The organism is Streptomyces saintjeani (genome assembly GCF_055409605.1).
The window spans coordinates 7,844,034-7,860,683 of sequence record NZ_CP189624.1 but is presented as its reverse complement, the minus strand read 5'-3'; the positions used below and the strand labels follow the sequence as shown (position 1 = coordinate 7,860,683).

General features: G+C 71.8%; 13 protein-coding genes and 1 pseudogene. 4 read left to right on the top strand and 10 right to left on the bottom strand.

What is annotated here, in order from left to right:
• Positions 1 to 7: 7 nt before the first annotated feature.
• The 9 genes from fxsT to ACQCO7_RS35490 form a co-directional block, all read right to left on the bottom strand.
• The gene (gene fxsT, locus ACQCO7_RS35530; protein ID WP_464075657.1) at positions 8 to 4,072 is read right to left on the bottom strand and encodes an FxSxx-COOH system tetratricopeptide repeat protein; all 4,065 of its coding nucleotides are present in this window, start codon (positions 4,070 to 4,072) and stop codon (positions 8 to 10) included.
• Positions 4,069 to 5,610 (bottom strand): TIR-like protein FxsC, encoded by a 1,542-nt coding sequence (locus ACQCO7_RS35525; protein ID WP_464075656.1) that lies wholly within the window; start codon positions 5,608 to 5,610, stop codon positions 4,069 to 4,071. The genes fxsT and ACQCO7_RS35525 overlap by 4 nt, the downstream gene beginning before the upstream one ends.
• 32 nt (positions 5,611 to 5,642) lie before the next feature.
• Positions 5,643 to 6,446, bottom strand: a complete 804-nt coding sequence (locus ACQCO7_RS35520; protein WP_464075655.1) for an AAC(3) family N-acetyltransferase — start codon at positions 6,444 to 6,446, stop codon at positions 5,643 to 5,645.
• Entirely contained in the window at positions 6,443 to 8,383 is a 1,941-nt protein-coding gene (locus ACQCO7_RS35515) for an FxsB family cyclophane-forming radical SAM/SPASM peptide maturase (protein ID WP_464075654.1), read from the bottom strand. Before ACQCO7_RS35515 ends, ACQCO7_RS35520 begins: the two co-directional genes overlap by 4 nt.
• 51 nt (positions 8,384 to 8,434) lie before the next feature.
• A complete protein-coding gene (locus ACQCO7_RS35510) occupies positions 8,435 to 8,590 on the bottom strand; it encodes a hypothetical protein (RefSeq protein WP_464075653.1) in 156 nt (51 codons plus the stop codon).
• A gap of 115 nt (positions 8,591 to 8,705) precedes the next feature.
• Positions 8,706 to 9,161: a MaoC family dehydratase gene (locus tag ACQCO7_RS35505; protein WP_464075652.1), complete on the bottom strand. Its 456-nt coding sequence runs from the start codon at positions 9,159 to 9,161 to the stop codon at positions 8,706 to 8,708.
• Positions 9,158 to 10,672, bottom strand: coding sequence for an acyl-CoA synthetase (locus ACQCO7_RS35500; RefSeq protein WP_464075651.1), 1,515 nt, complete (start codon positions 10,670 to 10,672; stop codon positions 9,158 to 9,160). The genes ACQCO7_RS35505 and ACQCO7_RS35500 overlap by 4 nt, the downstream gene beginning before the upstream one ends.
• Positions 10,673 to 10,683: 11 nt before the next feature.
• Entirely contained in the window at positions 10,684 to 11,550 is an 867-nt protein-coding gene (locus ACQCO7_RS35495; RefSeq protein ID WP_464077366.1) for an amidohydrolase family protein, read from the bottom strand.
• Between the two features lie 14 nt (positions 11,551 to 11,564).
• Positions 11,565 to 12,482, bottom strand: a complete 918-nt coding sequence (locus ACQCO7_RS35490; protein ID WP_464075650.1) for an SDR family NAD(P)-dependent oxidoreductase — start codon at positions 12,480 to 12,482, stop codon at positions 11,565 to 11,567.
• 218 nt (positions 12,483 to 12,700) lie between these two features.
• Between ACQCO7_RS35490 and ACQCO7_RS35485 the strand changes: the two genes are divergently transcribed.
• The 4 genes and pseudogenes from ACQCO7_RS35485 (at position 12,701) to ACQCO7_RS35470 (ending at position 15,793) form a co-directional block, all read left to right on the top strand.
• The gene (locus ACQCO7_RS35485; protein WP_464077365.1) at positions 12,701 to 13,126 is read left to right on the top strand and encodes a MarR family winged helix-turn-helix transcriptional regulator; all 426 of its coding nucleotides are present in this window, start codon (positions 12,701 to 12,703) and stop codon (positions 13,124 to 13,126) included.
• Positions 13,127 to 13,128: 2 nt separating this feature from the next.
• A pseudogene (locus ACQCO7_RS35480) lies at positions 13,129 to 13,272 on the top strand (MFS transporter); the annotation flags it as partial.
• 186 nt (positions 13,273 to 13,458) lie between these two features.
• On the top strand, positions 13,459 to 14,205 hold the full coding sequence (locus tag ACQCO7_RS35475; protein WP_464075649.1) for an IclR family transcriptional regulator: 747 nt from the start codon (positions 13,459 to 13,461) through the stop codon (positions 14,203 to 14,205).
• Positions 14,206 to 14,407: 202 nt separating this feature from the next.
• On the top strand, positions 14,408 to 15,793 hold the full coding sequence (locus ACQCO7_RS35470) for a glycoside hydrolase family 16 protein (RefSeq protein ID WP_464075648.1): 1,386 nt from the start codon (positions 14,408 to 14,410) through the stop codon (positions 15,791 to 15,793).
• A gap of 92 nt (positions 15,794 to 15,885) precedes the next feature.
• Here ACQCO7_RS35470 and ACQCO7_RS35465 read toward each other — a convergent pair whose 3' ends face one another.
• Positions 15,886 to 16,410, bottom strand: a complete 525-nt coding sequence (locus tag ACQCO7_RS35465; protein ID WP_464075647.1) for a hypothetical protein — start codon at positions 16,408 to 16,410, stop codon at positions 15,886 to 15,888.
• Positions 16,411 to 16,650 lie beyond the last annotated feature (240 nt).

The following is a 16,650-nucleotide window of genomic DNA, read 5'->3' as shown; positions in this document are numbered from 1 at the left end:
CGGGCAGTCAGATGAGGGGTGGCTCCAGATCCCGATGGATGCGCTTGCCCTCGCGCACGCTCACCGTGTGCGGATGCCCTTCACCGAGGAGCCGTTCCAGGTCGGCCTGCGCGCTCTCCTGCAACTGGTCGGCCTCCGGTATGCGCCGCAGGGCCCGCAGGGTCACCGCCAGGTTGGCGCGGGAGACGATCGTGTCCGGGTGCTTGTACCCGAGCGCCTTCTGGAACCCGGTGACGGCGAGCCGCTCCAGCTCCTCCGAGCGGTGCAGCTCCTCCAGTTCGGCGAGGGTGTTGGCGAGGTTGACCGCGCAGGCCAGCACGTACGGGTGGGCGTCGCCGAGGACCTCGCGCAAGGTGGCGTAGTTGCCCTCCAGGAGCACCCGCGCGTCCTGCACGCGGCCCGCGCCGCGCAGGAAGATCCCGCAGTTGTTGAGGGCGGCGAGGGTCGCGGGATGGCGTTCGCCGGGCGCGAGGCGGTACTGCCTGACGATGTCCTGGGTGAGGGCGAGCGCCTCCTCGCGGGCGCCGGTGGCGTACAGGTCGACGGCGTAGTTGAGGGTGCAGTCGAGGACGTCGGGGGTGGTCGTGGGGGTCTCGCGCAGGCGGTAGTTCTCGCGGGTCCGGTGGGTGAGGGCGCGGGCCTCGTCGACGAGCCCGGCCTTGCGCAGCGACACGGCGAGGCTCTTGGCGCTGCGCAGCGTCTCCGGGTACAGCTCGCCGAAGGTCTCGGCGTACGCCGCGTGGCCGCCGCGCAGCAGGGAGATCGAGGCGTCGTACTCGCCGGTCTCGCGCAGGTCGCGGCCGAGGTTGGTGACGCTGATCAGGGTGTGCGGGTGCTTGGCGCCGAGGTCGTTGCGGCGCCGGTCGTAGATCTCCTGGTCGACGTCGCGGGCCTCGTTGTAGCGGCCGAGCAGGCGCAGGCACACGGCGCGGTTGTTGTTGGCGCTGAGGGTGCGCGGGTGGTCCTCGCCGAACGCCTCCTTGAAGCCGAGGTATGCCTCGGCGGCCATCTGGAGGGCCTCGGTGAAGCGGCCGACGGAGCCGAGGTCGGTGGCGAGGCCGCTGGTGGTCATGAGGATGTGCGGGTGGTCCGGGGCGAGCAGGGAGCGCTGCTGGGCGAGGACGTCGGAGCCGAGCCGCTCGGCCTCGACGTACTTGCCGAAGGAGCGCAGGATGTTGGCGATGTGGAAGCGCAGGTGCAGGAGCTGGATCCGGAGGTTGGTGAGGTAGAGGCGCTCCTCCGTGAGGGTGCGCGGCGGCCGTCCGCCGGACTGCGCCGGGAGCCGGGGGGCGTCGTCGGGCTCCAGGGGGAATTCGGCGAACTCGGCGATGCGCGCCCGGGAGTCCTCCAGCTTCTCCTCCCACAGGGTGCGCAGGCTCTCCGCGAAGGTGATGGCGGCGGGGAGTTCGCCGCGCTTCCACAGGTAGCGGACGCGGTCGATGAGGAGCTGGCGGGTCTCGGGGTCGTCGCAGATGCTCGCCTCGGACGCGTCGAGGTGCGGCCAGATCGCGGCGAACGTGGGCTGGTTCTCGGGGTCGTCGATGGGCTCCTCGCCGGAGGGGCGGGCCCCGGCGAGGATGCGGTGGACGACGTGCTGCGCCTCCAGCTGTTCGCGCTGCGTCAGCTGGGAGCGGATGACGGCCTGGACGAGGCGGTGGACCTGGATGGTGCTCTGCTGGGAGCGGTCGACCTTGGCGAGCGCGAACCGGCCGATCTCGCGGATGACCCGGCCGAGGACCATCTTCTCCTGGAGCGAGGGGTCCTCGGCGGCCAGCACGCGGATCATCTCGTCGCCGTACAGCAGCTTCATGGAGATCGGTTCGGCGGCGAAGAACGCGCACAGTTGCAGCAGGCGTACGGCGGCCGGGGAGCGTTCCTTGAGGCGTTCGATGGAGACGTTCCAGGTGGCGGCGACGGGCTGCGGGTAGCCGGCGGGCTGGCTGAGCGACAGGACGTGCTCGGCCTGCCGGTCGAGTTCGAGGAGGTAGTCGTCGACCGGGGTGGCGGTCTCCGCGAGCCAGGCACCGGCCTGTTCGAGCGCGAGCGGCAGGTCCCCCACGGCGGCGGCGACCCGGTCGGCGTCCTCGGCGCTGAGGTCGGGTGCCCGGCGCAGCAGGTGCTCGACGCTCTCCTCGCGCAGGAACGGGTCGATCTCCAGGGCCTCGCCGTACTGGAGCCAGGTCTGGTTGCGGGAGGTGATCAGGACGTGTCCGCTGCCGCCGGGCAGCAGATGGCTGACCTCCTGGGGTTCGTCGGCGTTGTCGAAGACCAGCAGCCAGCGCAGCGCGGGCCCGGACTGCCGCAGGTGGTCGCGGACCTCCTGGGCGACCTGGGCGGCGTCCTCCCCGCCGCGCAGGCCGAGCCGGGGGGCGAGGTCGGCGAGCGCGGAGACCACGAACTCGCTGCGCTCGGAGGAGATCCACCAGACGAGGTCGTAGTCGGCGGCGAACCGGTGGACGTACTCCAGCGCGATCTGCGTCTTCCCGACGCCGCCGAGCCCGTACAGCGCGTACGCGGCGCTGCGCCCGCCGGTGCCGCTGGGGCCGAGGAGGTCGCGCAGCCTCTCCAGCAGGGCGCTGCGGCCGGTGAAGGACGAGTTGCGGGGGGTCACGTTCCAGAAGCGGGGCTGGGTGTCGGGGAAGCGGGCGGCGGCCGTCCCGACGGTGTCGTCGGTGAGGTCGCCGGTCAGCGGGGGCTTGCCGAGGGCGCGCAGCAGGGACGTCGCCGCGGTCTTCTCGTTGGTGCGGACGACGTCGACGCTGGGCCAGTCGGTGAACGCGGGCGCGGGCCGGATGTCCCCGACGCGTACGGCGAGGACCTGGCGCCGGCCGGTGGGGTCGTTGCCGGTGGCGGTCTCCCAGACCTGGCGGGCGCGCGCGGAGCGCTGGTAGGCCGGGGAGAGGACGACGACGGTACGGTCGGCGGGCTTGTCGGCGCCGTCGCCGTCGCCGCCCGCGTAGCGGGGGGTCACCCGGAAGCCCGCGCGGGAGAGCAGGGCGGTGATCCACTCCGCCCACATGCGGTCCTCGGACACGTAACTGAGGTGCAGGTCGGCGGGGAGCGCGGCGCGGGTGCGGACGAACTTCCGTTTGACGCCGAGGCGTTGCTCCTCGTCCATGCGGGGCAGCGCGGTGACCGCCTGCGCGGAGACCACGGCGGTGAGCCGTTCGAACGCGGCGAGCAGGGAGATCGGGTTCCCGGCCTCGTCGGCGAAGGTCGCGAGGGTCTCCTCGTACGCGTAGTACGGCCGGTAGGGGATCTCCACCGACAGCCAGTAGGTGGTCAGTTGATCGTCCGTCAGACCGGCGGGCCAGCCGTCGAACTTGGCGCGCGCGAGCATCCGTCCGGCGTCCGCCTTCTCCTTCTCGCCCTCGTCGATGCGCATCGGCACGGGCAGGATGCGGATGTTGCGCGGGCGGAACCGTTCGCCGATGTCCCGGGCGACGGACGCCGCGCCGTCGATGGACTGGTCGCTGAGGGTGAAGCAGTCCACGAGGACGTCGGGGAGGTGGGCGGTGCAGATGTCGGCGATGTCGGAGAGGCCGGTGCGGCTGTCGATGAGGACGTAGTCGTAGTTGGCGCGCATGTCGTCGCGCAGGGCGTCGAAGAAGAGGCCGCCGCCGAGGCGGTCGTAGAAGTTGTCCCAGTCGAAGGTGGCGACGATCGCCGAGTAGTCGCGGTTCTGGCGGCCCGCCGTGACCAGGTCCAGGGTGCCGGGTTCGGGGAAGGCCCAGTCGACGGAGACGGCGTGCCGCTGCACGCGCGCGTACTCGCGGTGCCAGTCGTCGGGGCGGCCCTCGCCGTCGTCGTCGGTGGCGGCCCACGCGTACTCGGTGAGCAGGTCGATGACGCCGGTCGTGGCGCCGACCGTCGCCGGGTCGAGGAAGGGGTGGAAGAAGCGGTGCAGGCCCGGCGCCTCCAGGTCCCAGTCCACGGCGAGGACGCGTTTGCCGTTGGCGGCGAGGATCCAGGCGACGTTGGCCAGCGCCATCGTGCGGCCGGTGCCGCCCTTGTACGAGTAGAACGTCACGATGCGGCCTGCGCGGCCACCCTGTTCGTCGAGGCTGCTCATCGCGGTCCCTCCTCCTCGGCACGACGACGGTCGGGCGCCGCCGAAGGGCTGCCCCGGTGGCGCTGGTGAGCTTGGTGGTTCGGGGGTTGCTGGGGGGTCGGGGGTTGCTGGGGGCCCGGGTCTTCCGGGGGACCGGGGGTCCCTTGCCGGCCGGGGGGCTGCTGGCGGCCACGGCTTTCCAGCCGGTCCGAGGGACCCTGGCGACCTTCGCTCTCCCCGTCGCCCTGGCTTTGCCACGGGTTCCGGGGTCCCGGCCGGCCTCGGCCTTCCTGCCGGCCCGCGTCGCCCAGCCGGAAGCGTTCCGGCCCGTCGCCGGGCGGGAGGCGGGCCGGGGCTCGTCTGAGGTACTCCGTCGCCGCCCAGTGCACCACGCGCGGGAGCTGGCGGCTGAACGTGGCCGGGTCGGGGCCGAGGACCGGCGGGCGGCCCGCCTGGCGCTGGCGGCGGGTGCGGCGGGGCAGGACGGCCTCGACCTCGGCGGCGACGCTGCGCCCGTCCGCCTCGTCGTCGCGGTCGGCGCCGTTCCAGGGGACGACGACGCCGGTCGCGGGCCGGTCGGCGGCGTCGAACTCCCCCAGCCGGGCCCGGTGTCCGGGGTCGCGCAGCAGCCAGCGGTCCAGGAGCAGCACCTCCGGCCCGTCGGCCGGCGCGGCCCGGTGGTCGAACTCCCGCACATCCGGCTGGAAGTCGAGCCGCTCGGCGATGTCGGACGCCAACGTGCCGAGCGGATACGGCGATGCGGGGTGGTAGGGCCGCCAGTCGAGGGGCGTGCGCCCGTAGTACGCGGGGTCGCGGCCCTCGGGGAGGTTCGTCCAGGAGGCGGCGGCGACGCTGATGCGCAGGCGGCGCCGGGTGGTCGGCCGGGGCCGGGGCTCGGCCGGGCGCGGGGACGCGGTGTGCGTGAACGCGTTCTGCGCGGTGTGCGTGAACGCGTCCCGCGCGGCGTCCAGGCTGTCCTTGCCGCCGTCTCCGTGCGGGACGTCGACGGCGTCCCCGGCCGCGACGATCCGCCGGGCGAGTGTGTGGACGTCCTTCTCGTAGTCGCTGCGGAACGACCGCAGCTTGGCGAGCCCGTAGAGCCCGAACTCCCGGTAGCGCTGGGTGTGTTCGTGCTCGGGATGGGGAACGTCCCGCGTGCAGGACGGTAACCGGTGCTCAAGCACCGGCGCCCACAGCGCGGGCACCACAGCGCCGGGCATCGAGCCGGGCCGGCGGCCGAACGCGGTCCACTCCCGCCCACACCAGGGACTGATGAAGTAGCGCGGCGAGTACAGCGGCACGAACACCCGGCAGTGCGCGAGGGACCTGGCGAGTTCGTCGCTCAGATCCTCCCCCGCGCGCATCGACCGGTCCATGTACCCGGCACCCCCGGCGGGCACGGTCGTCAGGTTCAGAACGACGTCGCACAGATCACGGAAGAGCCGGTGCACCCACAGATCGGGGTCGGCCCGGTCGGACCCGTCGCGCGGCACATGGGCGTAACTCAGAAAGAAGTACGGCCCGTCGGCCTCGGCCCCCACCGGTTCCGTAGGCTGCACACGCTCCCCCGATCCCCGTGCCACCCCGAAAATCAGTGTAGGGAGCGGGCCGCGTCTTGTGACGGGTCTGCGGAAAGCCCGTGTGCGCGATTTCCGGCCAGCCAGACCCTCGCGTACGCGACGGCGGCGGCGAGCGGGAACAGTGCCGCCTCCCCGCCCCCGACCCGCCCGCGCCGCACCATCCCCGTCCCGGCCTCGAACGCGGCGCCCAGCTCCCCGAAGTCCCGGTCGTCGTGGGCGACGTCCTCGTACCACACCCAGGTCCGCACCCCGCCCCGCCGCACCACGCACCCGTACGTCCGCCGCGCCACCCCCGGCACCCGCGCCTCACCGAGATGGAACGCGCTGCACACCTCGAACCCCACGCCGAGCAGCAGGACCTGGGCCCAGGCCGCCTCCAGCCTGGCGAGCGGCGACCGCTCCCCCAGATGGCACTCCTCGTCGTGCCCGGCCATCAACTCCCGCGCCCGCGCGCCGATCGCCGCGAAGGAGGTCTGCGGATGCGCGCTGCGCACGGCCCGCGCCGACCGGCGTACGGCTTCCGCGAGCCGCCCCATCCCCTGCGAGGCCGTGCCCTCGGGGTCGAACGCGGGCATCCTGGCCCGGTGTTCGCCGATCTGAGCCTCCGTCATGCCGAGCGTCTCCCACCGGTACGCCGGTGAGGTGTCGGAGTTCCCGGCGGTGAACGTCGGGACGACGACCGTCCCTTCGGGCCCGACGGCATCGAGCAGCGCCCCGAGGACCGTGCCGGGGCCGACGCCGACCCGGCGCAGCGAGGCGTGCACCAGGACGGTGGCCCCGGGACGCACGCCCAGCCGGGCGAACTCGGCGCTCACAGGGACCGCCCGATGCCGTCGACGAACCTGCGGCCGAGGGGGGTGAGGGCGGGGTGCTCGGCCAACTCCCGTAGCCGGGCCTGGACTTGGGAGGTTCCGAGAAGGGCGTCGGTCGCGGCGCCCGCGTACGCGCCGGCGAGGAGCGTGCCGACGTACGGGTCCTCCTCGTCGTACAGCTCGCACACGTCGAGCAGCGTGTCCAGGACGCCGAGGCGGAAGCAGTGCGCCAACTGGGCGGCCACCTCGGCGGGTTCGTCGTCGAGGCGGGCGCCGAGCGCGGCCGGGCCCGCGCCGGCGGTGCGGGGCGGCGCGGTGAGGGGGGTGACCGTCCTGACCTCGGCGGCCATCGCGGCGGCGGTGCCGGGGAGGGCCCGGTCGATCAACTCCCAGGACTTGGTGAGGACTTGCTCCCAGCGGGTGACGTCGTCGGGGGTGAGTCCAGGGTGGAGGGGGGCGCCGAAGCAGTCGCGGTGGGGGTCGCTGTCGTCGAGGGCGATGTCGAGGGGGCCGCAGCGCAGGCGGCGTACGGGGGTGGGGGTGACGAGGGTGGCGAGGTGGTCCGGGGAGGCGGTGCCGTCGAGGCAGCTCAGGATCCAGGGGCGGGTGTAGGGGTGGGCCAGGACGGTCGCCAGGGTGTGCGGGGCGGCGGCGCGCTGCCAGGCGTCCGTCCACAACGGGCTTGCGGGGTGCGGGAGTTCGGCCTCCAGCTCGTTGAGGAGAGCCAGGGTGACCGCTGTTCGGCCTTCGGTGAGGGCCCGGACGGCCGTGCCGTCGTCGGTGCCGTCGGCCAGGGCGTCGAAGCCGGGGACGGGACGGGTCGCGTCCGCGCCGGTGCGGGCGGCGAGTCGGTCGACCAGTTCCCTCAGGTCGGCGCAGAACACGGAGGGGTTGTCGAAGCCCGTGCCGTCGGAGCGGTAGCGGTGCGCGAAGAGGCCGCCGCCGCAGGAGCGGACGACCGGGCAGGCGCGGCACTGCTCGCTGAGTCCGGCCAGGCCCTGTTGCCGGGCGGCCATGCCAGGGTGGCGGGAGACGTCGTCGAAGGAGTGGCGGGTGACGTCGTAGCCGGTGGCGGGGGCGCCGTCGTACGCGGTCTTCAGGGAGTCGGCCTGCTCGTAGCCGCCGTCGGTGTCGATCACGACGACGTCGGCACAGTCCAGGCCCATCGCCTCGGTGTGGCTCGGGCCGCCGCCGAGGGTGCTGACGACGGAGTCGAAGAGCCGCACCGGCATGGGGCGGCCCCGCTCGCTCCAGCGGGCGTGGACCGCGAGCAGCCAGTCGGCGTAGGGGGTGGCGCGGCCCTCGGGGCGGTAGGGCGGGGTGTCCCACGTGGCGTGCGGGAGAAGGAAGTCGATGCGGGGAGGGGTGAGGGCGGCGAGGGCGTCGAAGACGGCGGCGGGGTCGTTGCGGACGTCGACCGTGCAGAGGATTCCGGCGTAGAGGTGGGGGTGCTCGTTCAGCAGGGCGAGCGCCGCGAGGACCTTGTCGTAGCTGCTGCGGCCATCGCGGTAGAGGCGGAAACGGTTGTTCGCGGCACGGTTTCCGTCAAGGGAAACACCCACGCGGACGCCGTACTCGGCGAAGAGGTCGAGGTGACGGGCCGTCAACTGCACGCCGTTGGTGTGGATACGGAGATCCAGCTCGGCAACTCCCCGTAACACGCCGGTGAGTTGCTCGCAGACGTACCGCAGGCGGGGGATTCCGGCGAGCAGGGGCTCGCCTCCGTGGAGGATGACCTGGACGGAGGCGAGCCGGTGCGTCCGCGCGTGTTCCGCGAGCCGCCGGGCGGCCTCGGAGACCGTCTCCTCGGAGATCACCCTGGGCTTGGCCGACCAGCTCGTGTCCGCGTGCTCGTACACGTAGCAGTGACGGCACGCGAGGTCGCACCGGCTGTGCACCTTGAGCACGAGCTGGCGCAGCGGGACGAGGGGGCCGGTCATGGCTGGGGGAGCGGATTCAGGGGTTCTCGGCGGCGGTCGGACGGACGGTGGTCAGATGGACGACTGGAAGGTCACCCCCGCACCCTGGGCGGACCGGGTGCCGGCGAGGGCCCGGCGCACTCCCCTGGCGTTCTTCGGGTCGGTGGGGGCGTCGAGGCGGGGCGCGGTGTCGGCCTTCGGCCTGTCGGCCGGTGCAGTGGTTCTCACGGTTGTCCCTAGGCGGCGGAGCGTCATGGTGGGGGCACAGTATCTCTCCCGGCGGAACGGCACAGCCCGAAGAGGGGCGCCTTTACGTCCGATGGGCTAGTTCGAGCGGTTGTTCTCAGGCGAGAAACCTGAGCACCCCCTGAACGACCGCAGCCGGCTTCGCACCTCCCTCGATCTCGATCGTGCCGTCGACCGTGATCTGCACCCCACCTGCCACATCCTCGACCTCCGCGAGCCGCGCGGCGAGGCGGATCCGCGATCCCACCTTCACCGGAGAGGGGAAACGCACCTTGTTCAGGCCGTAGTTGACCTTGGTGGTGACGCCCTCGACCTCAAGGAGCCCTGAGAACAGGGGTATGAAGAGTGACAGCGTGAGATATCCGTGCGCGATCGGCGCCCCGAACGGCCCCGTCCTCGCCTTCTCCACGTCGACGTGGATCCACTGGTGGTCCCCGGTCGCGTCGGCGAACGTGTCGATCTTCCCCTGCGTCACCTCGGTCCACTCGCTGGCCCCGAGGTCGCTCCCGGCGAGCTTCTTCAGTTCGCCGAGGCCGTTGACGGTGATGGTCATGACGTTCCTTCGCTGTTGCCGTAGCGCTTGCGCACCCGGGACTTGAGGAGTTTTCCGGAGGCGGTGCGCGGGAGTTCATCCACGAGCACGACCGACCGGGGGATCTTGTACTTGGCGAGCCGCCCCGCGAGCCCCGCGAGGATGGCGTCGGGATCGGGGCTGGCCCCTTCGCGGGGCACGACGACCGCGCGCGGCACCTCGCCCCACTTCTCGTCGGCGACGCCGATGACCGCGCACTCGGCGACACCGGGGTGCGTGAGGATCACGTCCTCTATCTCGGCGGGGTAGATGTTCTCCCCGCCGGAGATGATCATGTCCTTGATCCGGTCGACGATATGGACGTACCCGTCCTCGTCGACCGTCGCCGCGTCCCCGCTGCGGAACCACCCGTCGGTGAAGGAGGCCGCGCTCTCCTCGGGCAACCCCCAGTAGCCGGGCATGACATGGGGACCGCGCACCACGACCTCCCCGGTCTCCCCCGCCTCGACAGGCACCAGGTCCGGCCGTACCACGCGGACATCGCTGAAGAAGTGCGGCACCCCCGCCGAACCGGCCTTGCTGATGGCGTGTTCGGCGTCGAGGAAGAGCGTCCCGGGCGACGCCTCGGTCATCCCGTACCCCTGGAGGAAGGTCAGCCCCCGTTCCTGGTACGCCGCGATGAGGGGGGTCGGTACGGGTGAGCCGCCGCAGGTGAGCAGCCGCAGCGAGGTCAAGTCGGCGTCGGCCCAGCCCGGGTGACGGGCCATCAGGTCGAACATCGTCGGCACGCCGAACATGAACGTGATCCGGTGCCGGGCGACCAGAGCGAAGGTCGCGTCGGGGTCGAACGCCTCGACCAGGACGCAGGTGCCGCCCTTGAGGAGGACCGGCAGGGTCAGCATGTTCAACCCCGCCGTGTGGAACAACGGGGCGGAGACCAGGGCCCGTTCGTCGGCGATCAGGTCGGTGTCGACGAGGACGTTCACGGCGTTCCAGGTGAGGTTGCCGTGGGTGAGCATGGCGCCCTTGGGGCGTCCGGTGGTGCCCGAGGTGTACATGATGACGCAGGTGTCGTCGGCCGTGACGGGTTCGTCGACCGGCTCGAACCGCGCCTGGTCCAGGGCCTGTTCGTACTCCGCGCCGATTTCGAGGTAGGTCCGTACGTCGGTGCCGCCGGGGAGTCCGGCGACGAGACCGGCGTGGGTGGGGGCGTAGATCAGCGTCTTGGCGCCGGAGTCGGCGAGCTGGTACGCGATCTCCGGGCCCGCGAGGCGGGTGTTGAGCGGGACGAAGACCGCGCCGAGCGTGCCGGCCGCGAACAGGGCCTCCAGGTAGGAGGGGTGGTTCGGGCCGAGGTAGGCGAGGCGGTCGCCGCGTCTGAGGCCCCGCGCGCGCAGGGCGTGGGCGAGGCGGGTGGTGCGGTCGTGCAGGCCGGCGTACGAGTACTGCGTGTCGCCGTGGACCAGGGCGGTGCGGTGCGGGGTCTTCCGGGCCCGGCGGGCGGGCCAGGAGCCCAGTCCCTCGTTGCGCATCTGCGGCCCCTCTAGATCGTCAGCAGGCGGGCGGCGTTCTCTTTCAGGATCTTCGGCCTGACCTCGTCCTTGATCGGCAGCTTCGCGAAGTCGGCGAGCCAGCGGTCGGGGGTGAGGACGGGGAAGTCGGAGCCGAAGAGGACCTTGTCCTTCAGCAACGTGTTGGCGTACTGGACCAGTTGGGGCGGGAAGTACTTCGGCGACCAGCCCGAGAGGTCGATGTGGACGCCGGGTTTGTGGGTGGCGACCGCGAGCGCCTCGTCCTGCCAGGGGAAGGAGGGGTGCGCGAGGATGATCTTCAGGTCGGGGAAGTCGGCCGAGACGTCGTCCACGTGCAGGGGGTTGGAGTACTTGAGGCGGATGCCGCCGCCGCCCGGGACGCCGGCGCCGATGCCGGTCTGGCCGGTGTGGAAGAGCGCGATGCAGCCGTACCCCTCGATCACTTCGTACAGGTCGTACGCGATGGCGCGGTCGTTGGGGAAGAAGCCCTGGATGCTGGGGTGGAACTTGAACCCCTTGACCCCGTACTCCTCGATGAGCCGCCGGGCCTGCTTGACGCCCGCCTTGCCCCGGAACGGGTCGATGGACGCGAAGGGGATCAGGACGTCGGCGTTCGCGGCGGCGGCCTCGGCCACTTCCTCGTTGGGGACGGGGGCGGTGCCGGTCGCGGACTCGGAGTCGACGGTGAAGACGACGGCGGCCATGTTGCGTTCGCGGTAGTAGGCGGCCGTCTCCTCCAGGGTGGGTTTGCGCTTGCCCTCGACCTTGAAGTAGGCGGCGGAGGCGTCGTGGAGGTCGTCGGCGAGGGAGACGTTGCCCTTGGAGGAGACCTCGGCGTGGGTGTGGACGTCGATCGCGGTGAGGGCCTCGACGTCCATCACCGGGCGCGCGCTCACGCCTCCCCCACCTTCGGCGCCGGGATTCCCACCGTCTCCGGCTGGGCCCCGACCGACGTCCCCCACGCCTCGGCGAGCGCCTGAGGCGACCAGCCGCCGTCCGCGTACGCCGCCCGCACCTCCTGCGGATGCGACCACAGCGTCACCTTGTCCCCGCCGATGCCGATCGCCTGCCCGGTGATCCCGCGCGCCGCGTCGGACGCGAGGAACGGTACGAGCGCCGCGCAGTCCTCGGGCGTCCCGAACCCCTCGCCCTTGCGGAGGAACCCGGGCAGCGGCTCCCCTCGCTTCATCGCCTCGACGTACGGCGCGAACGCGGGGATCGTCTCGGTCATCGCGGTCGCGGCGACGGGCACGATCGCGTTGACGGTGATCCGCGCGCGGGCCAGCTCCATCGACCAGGTCCGGGCGAACGCGGCGATCCCGGCCTTGGCCGCCGCGTAGTTGGTCTGCCCGAAGTTCCCGCGCTGCCCGGCGGGCGAGCCGACGAGGATCAGCGTCCCGCCCTCGCCGCGCTCCCGCATGTGGACGGCGGCGGCGCGCGCGCAGGTGAAGGTGCCCCGCAGATGCGTGGTGATCACGGCGTCGAAGTCGTCGTCCGTCATCTTCCACAGCACCTTGTCGCGCAGGATCCCGGCGTTGGTGACCAGCACGTCGAGCCGCCCGAACGTCTCGACGGCCCGCCCGACGATCCGGTCGGCGGCCTCGGTCGTCCCGACGGGGACCACCTCGGCGACGGCGGTCCCGCCCGTTTCGGCAATCGCTTTCACCGCGCTTTCCGCGGCCTCCTCGTCGACGTCGTTGACCACCACGGAGGCGCCGTGGGCGGCCAGCGCGCGGGCGTAGGCGAGTCCGAGGCCACGGCCGGCGCCGGTGACGACGGCGGCCTTGCCGGTGAGATCGATACGGGGCACGGAAAGTCCCTTCGGTGAGGAGCGGGTGAGGAGGGGCGTGGAGATAGAAGCTAAGAGCAATGATTGTTGTCGTCAATAGTTGTCGCCGACCTACAGATGGTTCATGCTGGAATCCGTACGACAGACCGCCCGACCCCGGCGCCGACCCCGAGGAGCCCGCCATCACCAGCCCGCACGACACCGCGAGCCCCGCCCAGATCGACGCGGACGAGCCATGGATGCGCGGCCTGCACGCCGACACGGGCTATCTGCTGTACCGGCTCGGCCTGCGCTCGGGCCAGTTGTTCAACACGTTCCTCCAGGAGTCCGGCGTGCGCCTGCGCCACTACGCGGTGCTGCGCTACCTCGCGGGCTGCGAGGGCGCTCTGCAACGGGAGTTGAGCGCGCGCCTCGGCTACGACCCGAGCGCGATCGTCGGCCTGGTCGACGACCTGGAGCGGCTCACGTTCGCCGAGCGCCGCCCCTCCCCCGACGACCGGCGCAGCCGCACCGTCGTGCTCACCGAGGCGGGCCGCGCGTTCCTGCGGGACACGGACGAAGCGGGCCTCCGGGTCACCAACGAGCTGACGGGGCCGCTGACTTCGGCCGAGCGCGAGGTGCTGCACGGACTGCTGCTGCGGCTGGCCGGCGAGGGCCTCGCCTGACCGGCGACCGGGTCGGCCGCAAGTCGATGACGCTGCCGACGATGGCCCTGATGGGCACGGGCAGCTTCCTCGTCGGCCTGCTGCCGACGTACGACGCGATCGGCGTGTGGGCACCCGTCCCGCTGGTCGCGCTGCGCGTCACCGAGAGCCCGCTGATCGCGAGCAGCCTCCTGGCCTCAGGCGGCGGTTCCAGCACGCCGGTTTCCCCGCTCCTGTGCGCCGGTGCCGCGATCACCGCGCTCACCGTCTGGCGCATGCGCGAGACGTCGTACGACACTCTTGAGCCCGCCGCCGCACCGTCCCCGGCGCGGGAGACCACATCGGGGTGACGCATGAACCGACGATCCGCGCCCGACCGGCTGCTGTCCGTCCTCGCCGCGTTCGACCACGACCACACGGCGCTGACGCTCACGGACATCAGCCGGCGAGCCGGCCTGACCCTCACCACCGCCCACCGCCTCGTCGGCGCCCTCACCACGTGGGGCGCCCTGGAGCGGGACGGGTCCGGCGCCTACCACGTCGGCCTGCGGCTCTGGGAGGTCGCCGCGCTCTCGCCGCGCGGCCTCGCACTGCGCCAGATCGCCCTCCCGTACCTGGAGGACCTCTACGAAGCCACCCACGAGAACGTCCAGTTGGCGGTCCGTGACGGCCACGACGTCGTCTACACGGAGTGGCTCAGCGGGCGGTCCTCGGTGGGCGTCCACATCCGGGTGGGGGCGCGCTGGCCACTCCATGTCACCGGCGTGGGGCTGGTGTTGCTGGCGCACGGCGATGCGGGCCTCCAAGAGGCGTACTGCACCGGCACGTTGAAGTCGTTCACCGACCGCACGATCACCGATCCCGCCGCTCTGCGCCGCGTCCTCGCCGAAGTCCGGCGTACGGGCGTGGCGGTGAGCGACCGTCAGGTGACGGACGACGCGCTGTCGGTGGCGGCTCCGGTGCGGGGGCCCGGCGGCGAGGTGGTGGCCGCCGTGTCGGTGGTCGTACCCCAACAGGGGGCGCAGGTGGGGGTGCTGGCGCCTGCGGTGCGGGTGGCGGCGCGGGGGATATCGCGGGCGCTGGGGTGGAGGCCGGCGTAGGCCGCACCCCCCGCGCCTTGTTGACGCGAGCGCGTCACATACCCGTCTTCATCGGGTGAACTCGCCTTCCCTGTACGGCAATTCCTCGCTTCAACTCTTGACGGCCTTCCGGGCAGGGTGGACATTGTCGGCACCTTGAGAGCGCTCTCAAAAGCTCTCTCGGCACCCGCACTCCCCACAACCCGTACCCGAGAGGTCCCCCATGACCGCAGCCTCCGGTGTCCCCAGACGGCGCCGCGCCCTGCTCGCCGTCCTGTCCACGCTCGGCCTCGCCGCCGCCCTCGCGACGGCGGCCACCCTCCCCGCGGGCGCCTCCGCGCCGACCCCGCCGTCGGGTTGGTCCCAGGTCTTCCTGGACGACTTCAACGGCGCCGCCGGAACCGGCGTCAACACCTCGAACTGGCAGTACAGCACCGGCACTTCGTACCCCGGCGGCCCCGCGAACTGGGGTACCGGCGAGGTCGAGACGATGACGAACAGCACGGCGAACGTCTCTCTCGACGGCGGCGGCAACCTCCGGATCACGCCGCTGCGGGACTCCGCCGGGAACTGGACGTCGGGCCGGATCGAGACGAACCGTACGGACTTCCAGCCCCCGGCGGGCGGCAAGCTCCGTGTCGAGGCGCGCATCCAGATGCCGAACGTCACCGGCACGGCCGCCGAGGGGTACTGGCCGGCCTTCTGGATGCTGGGCGCGCCCTACCGGGGCAACTACCAGAACTGGCCCGGCGTCGGCGAGCTGGACATCATGGAGAACGTCCAGGGTCTCAACCGGGTCTGGGCGACCGTCCATTGCGGCACCAACCCCGGCGGGCCCTGCAACGAGACGACCGGCATCGGCAACAACGTCGCCTGCCCTTCGACGACCTGCCAGTCCGGCTTCCACAACTACACGATGGAATGGGACCGTTCGGTCACCCCCGAGGCGATCCGCTTCTCCGTCGACGGCGTCAACTACCACACGGTGACCGCGAACCAGGTCGACGCCACCACCTGGGCCAACGCCACCAACCACGGCTTCTTCGTCATCCTGAACGTCGCGATGGGCGGCGCCTTCCCGGACGCGTACGGCGGCGGCCTGGACAGCGGCACCGTGCCGGGCCACCCGATGCTCGTCGACTACGTCCAGGTCCTCCAGTCCACCGGCGGCGGCACAACTCCCCCTCCCACAGGGTCCCGTGACGCCTACGCCCCCATCCAGGCCGAGTCCTACGACGCGCAGTCCGGCACCACCACGGAGACCACCTCCGACACCGGCGGCGGCCAGAACATCGGCTCCCTGGCGAACGGCGACTGGGCCCAGTACAAGGGCGTCGACTTCGGCTCCACTCCGGCGAAGCAGTTCTACGCCCGTGTCGCGAGCGGCGCGGCATCCGGCGTCAGCGGTCTGGTCGAAGTACGCCTGGACAGCCGGACCTCCACCCCGATCGGCAGCTTCTCCCTGGCGAGCACGGGCAGTTGGCAGACCTGGCGCACGGTCCCCGCCAACATCAGCTCCGTCACCGGCACCCACGACGTCTACCTCACCTTCACGAGCGGCCAGCCGAACGACTTCGTGAACGTCAACTGGTTCGACTTCGGGCACTGACCCCATAAGTCGTGGATGCGGATGCTGGACCGGAGAAACGGCCTGCGGGCCCGCCCGGACATCCGGGCGGGCCCGCAGTATGTGCGCGTGGGTCAGCAGCCCGTGCTGGTGCGGGTGACGGGCTCAACAGGGACCACGTGCCGCGTCGTGTCGGAGTGATGGACCAACATCGTGATGTTGTCCAGGGTCAGGGCGTAGGTGCCGTTGCCCCGGCACTGGTAGAAGGCGAACTGCTCGGTGTTGTGCTGGTGGAGGGAGTAGGTCACCTTGCCCCAGTTCGGCTCCCTCCACTGCTCGACGCCGTCCTTCTTCATCGACAGCGTGCCCTTCCACTCGCAGGTGTTCTGCTCGGTCCAGAACACGGCCGTCCTGTGCCAGCAGTGCGCGTCCACCGTCACGCCCGGAGCCATCCGATTGACACCCTCGTCGGCGAAGTACTTGATCTGCTGCGTGAAACAGATGGTCAGCCTCGCGCTGTTCCGGTTGCCCGCGTCGTAGCCCGTGGTGGAAGCGCAGCCGAGGGGCGGCGTCGGGTCCACAGCAGCGGCGGGCGTGGCGGGAAGGCCGGTCAGGGACAGCGCGCCCAGAAGGGCAGCGGTAACGCTCAGTCGGTTCATGCCCAGCTCAACGCACCGCTGGACAGCCCGGTGGTCGCCCAGAAGAGTCACAGGAGCCGCCCAAGCCCACCCTGGCTCGGGCGCATGTCGTCGAATACGGCGGGGGGACCCTGCGGTCCGTCCCCCAGGACGCGGTCCAACGCTTGCCGCAGCCGCTACCGGCCGTCCCGGTCCCCCCAGGGGTCAAGGATCTCTATCTGGCGGCGCCAGTGCAGGCCAGTCACCTCGTACCGCGCGATG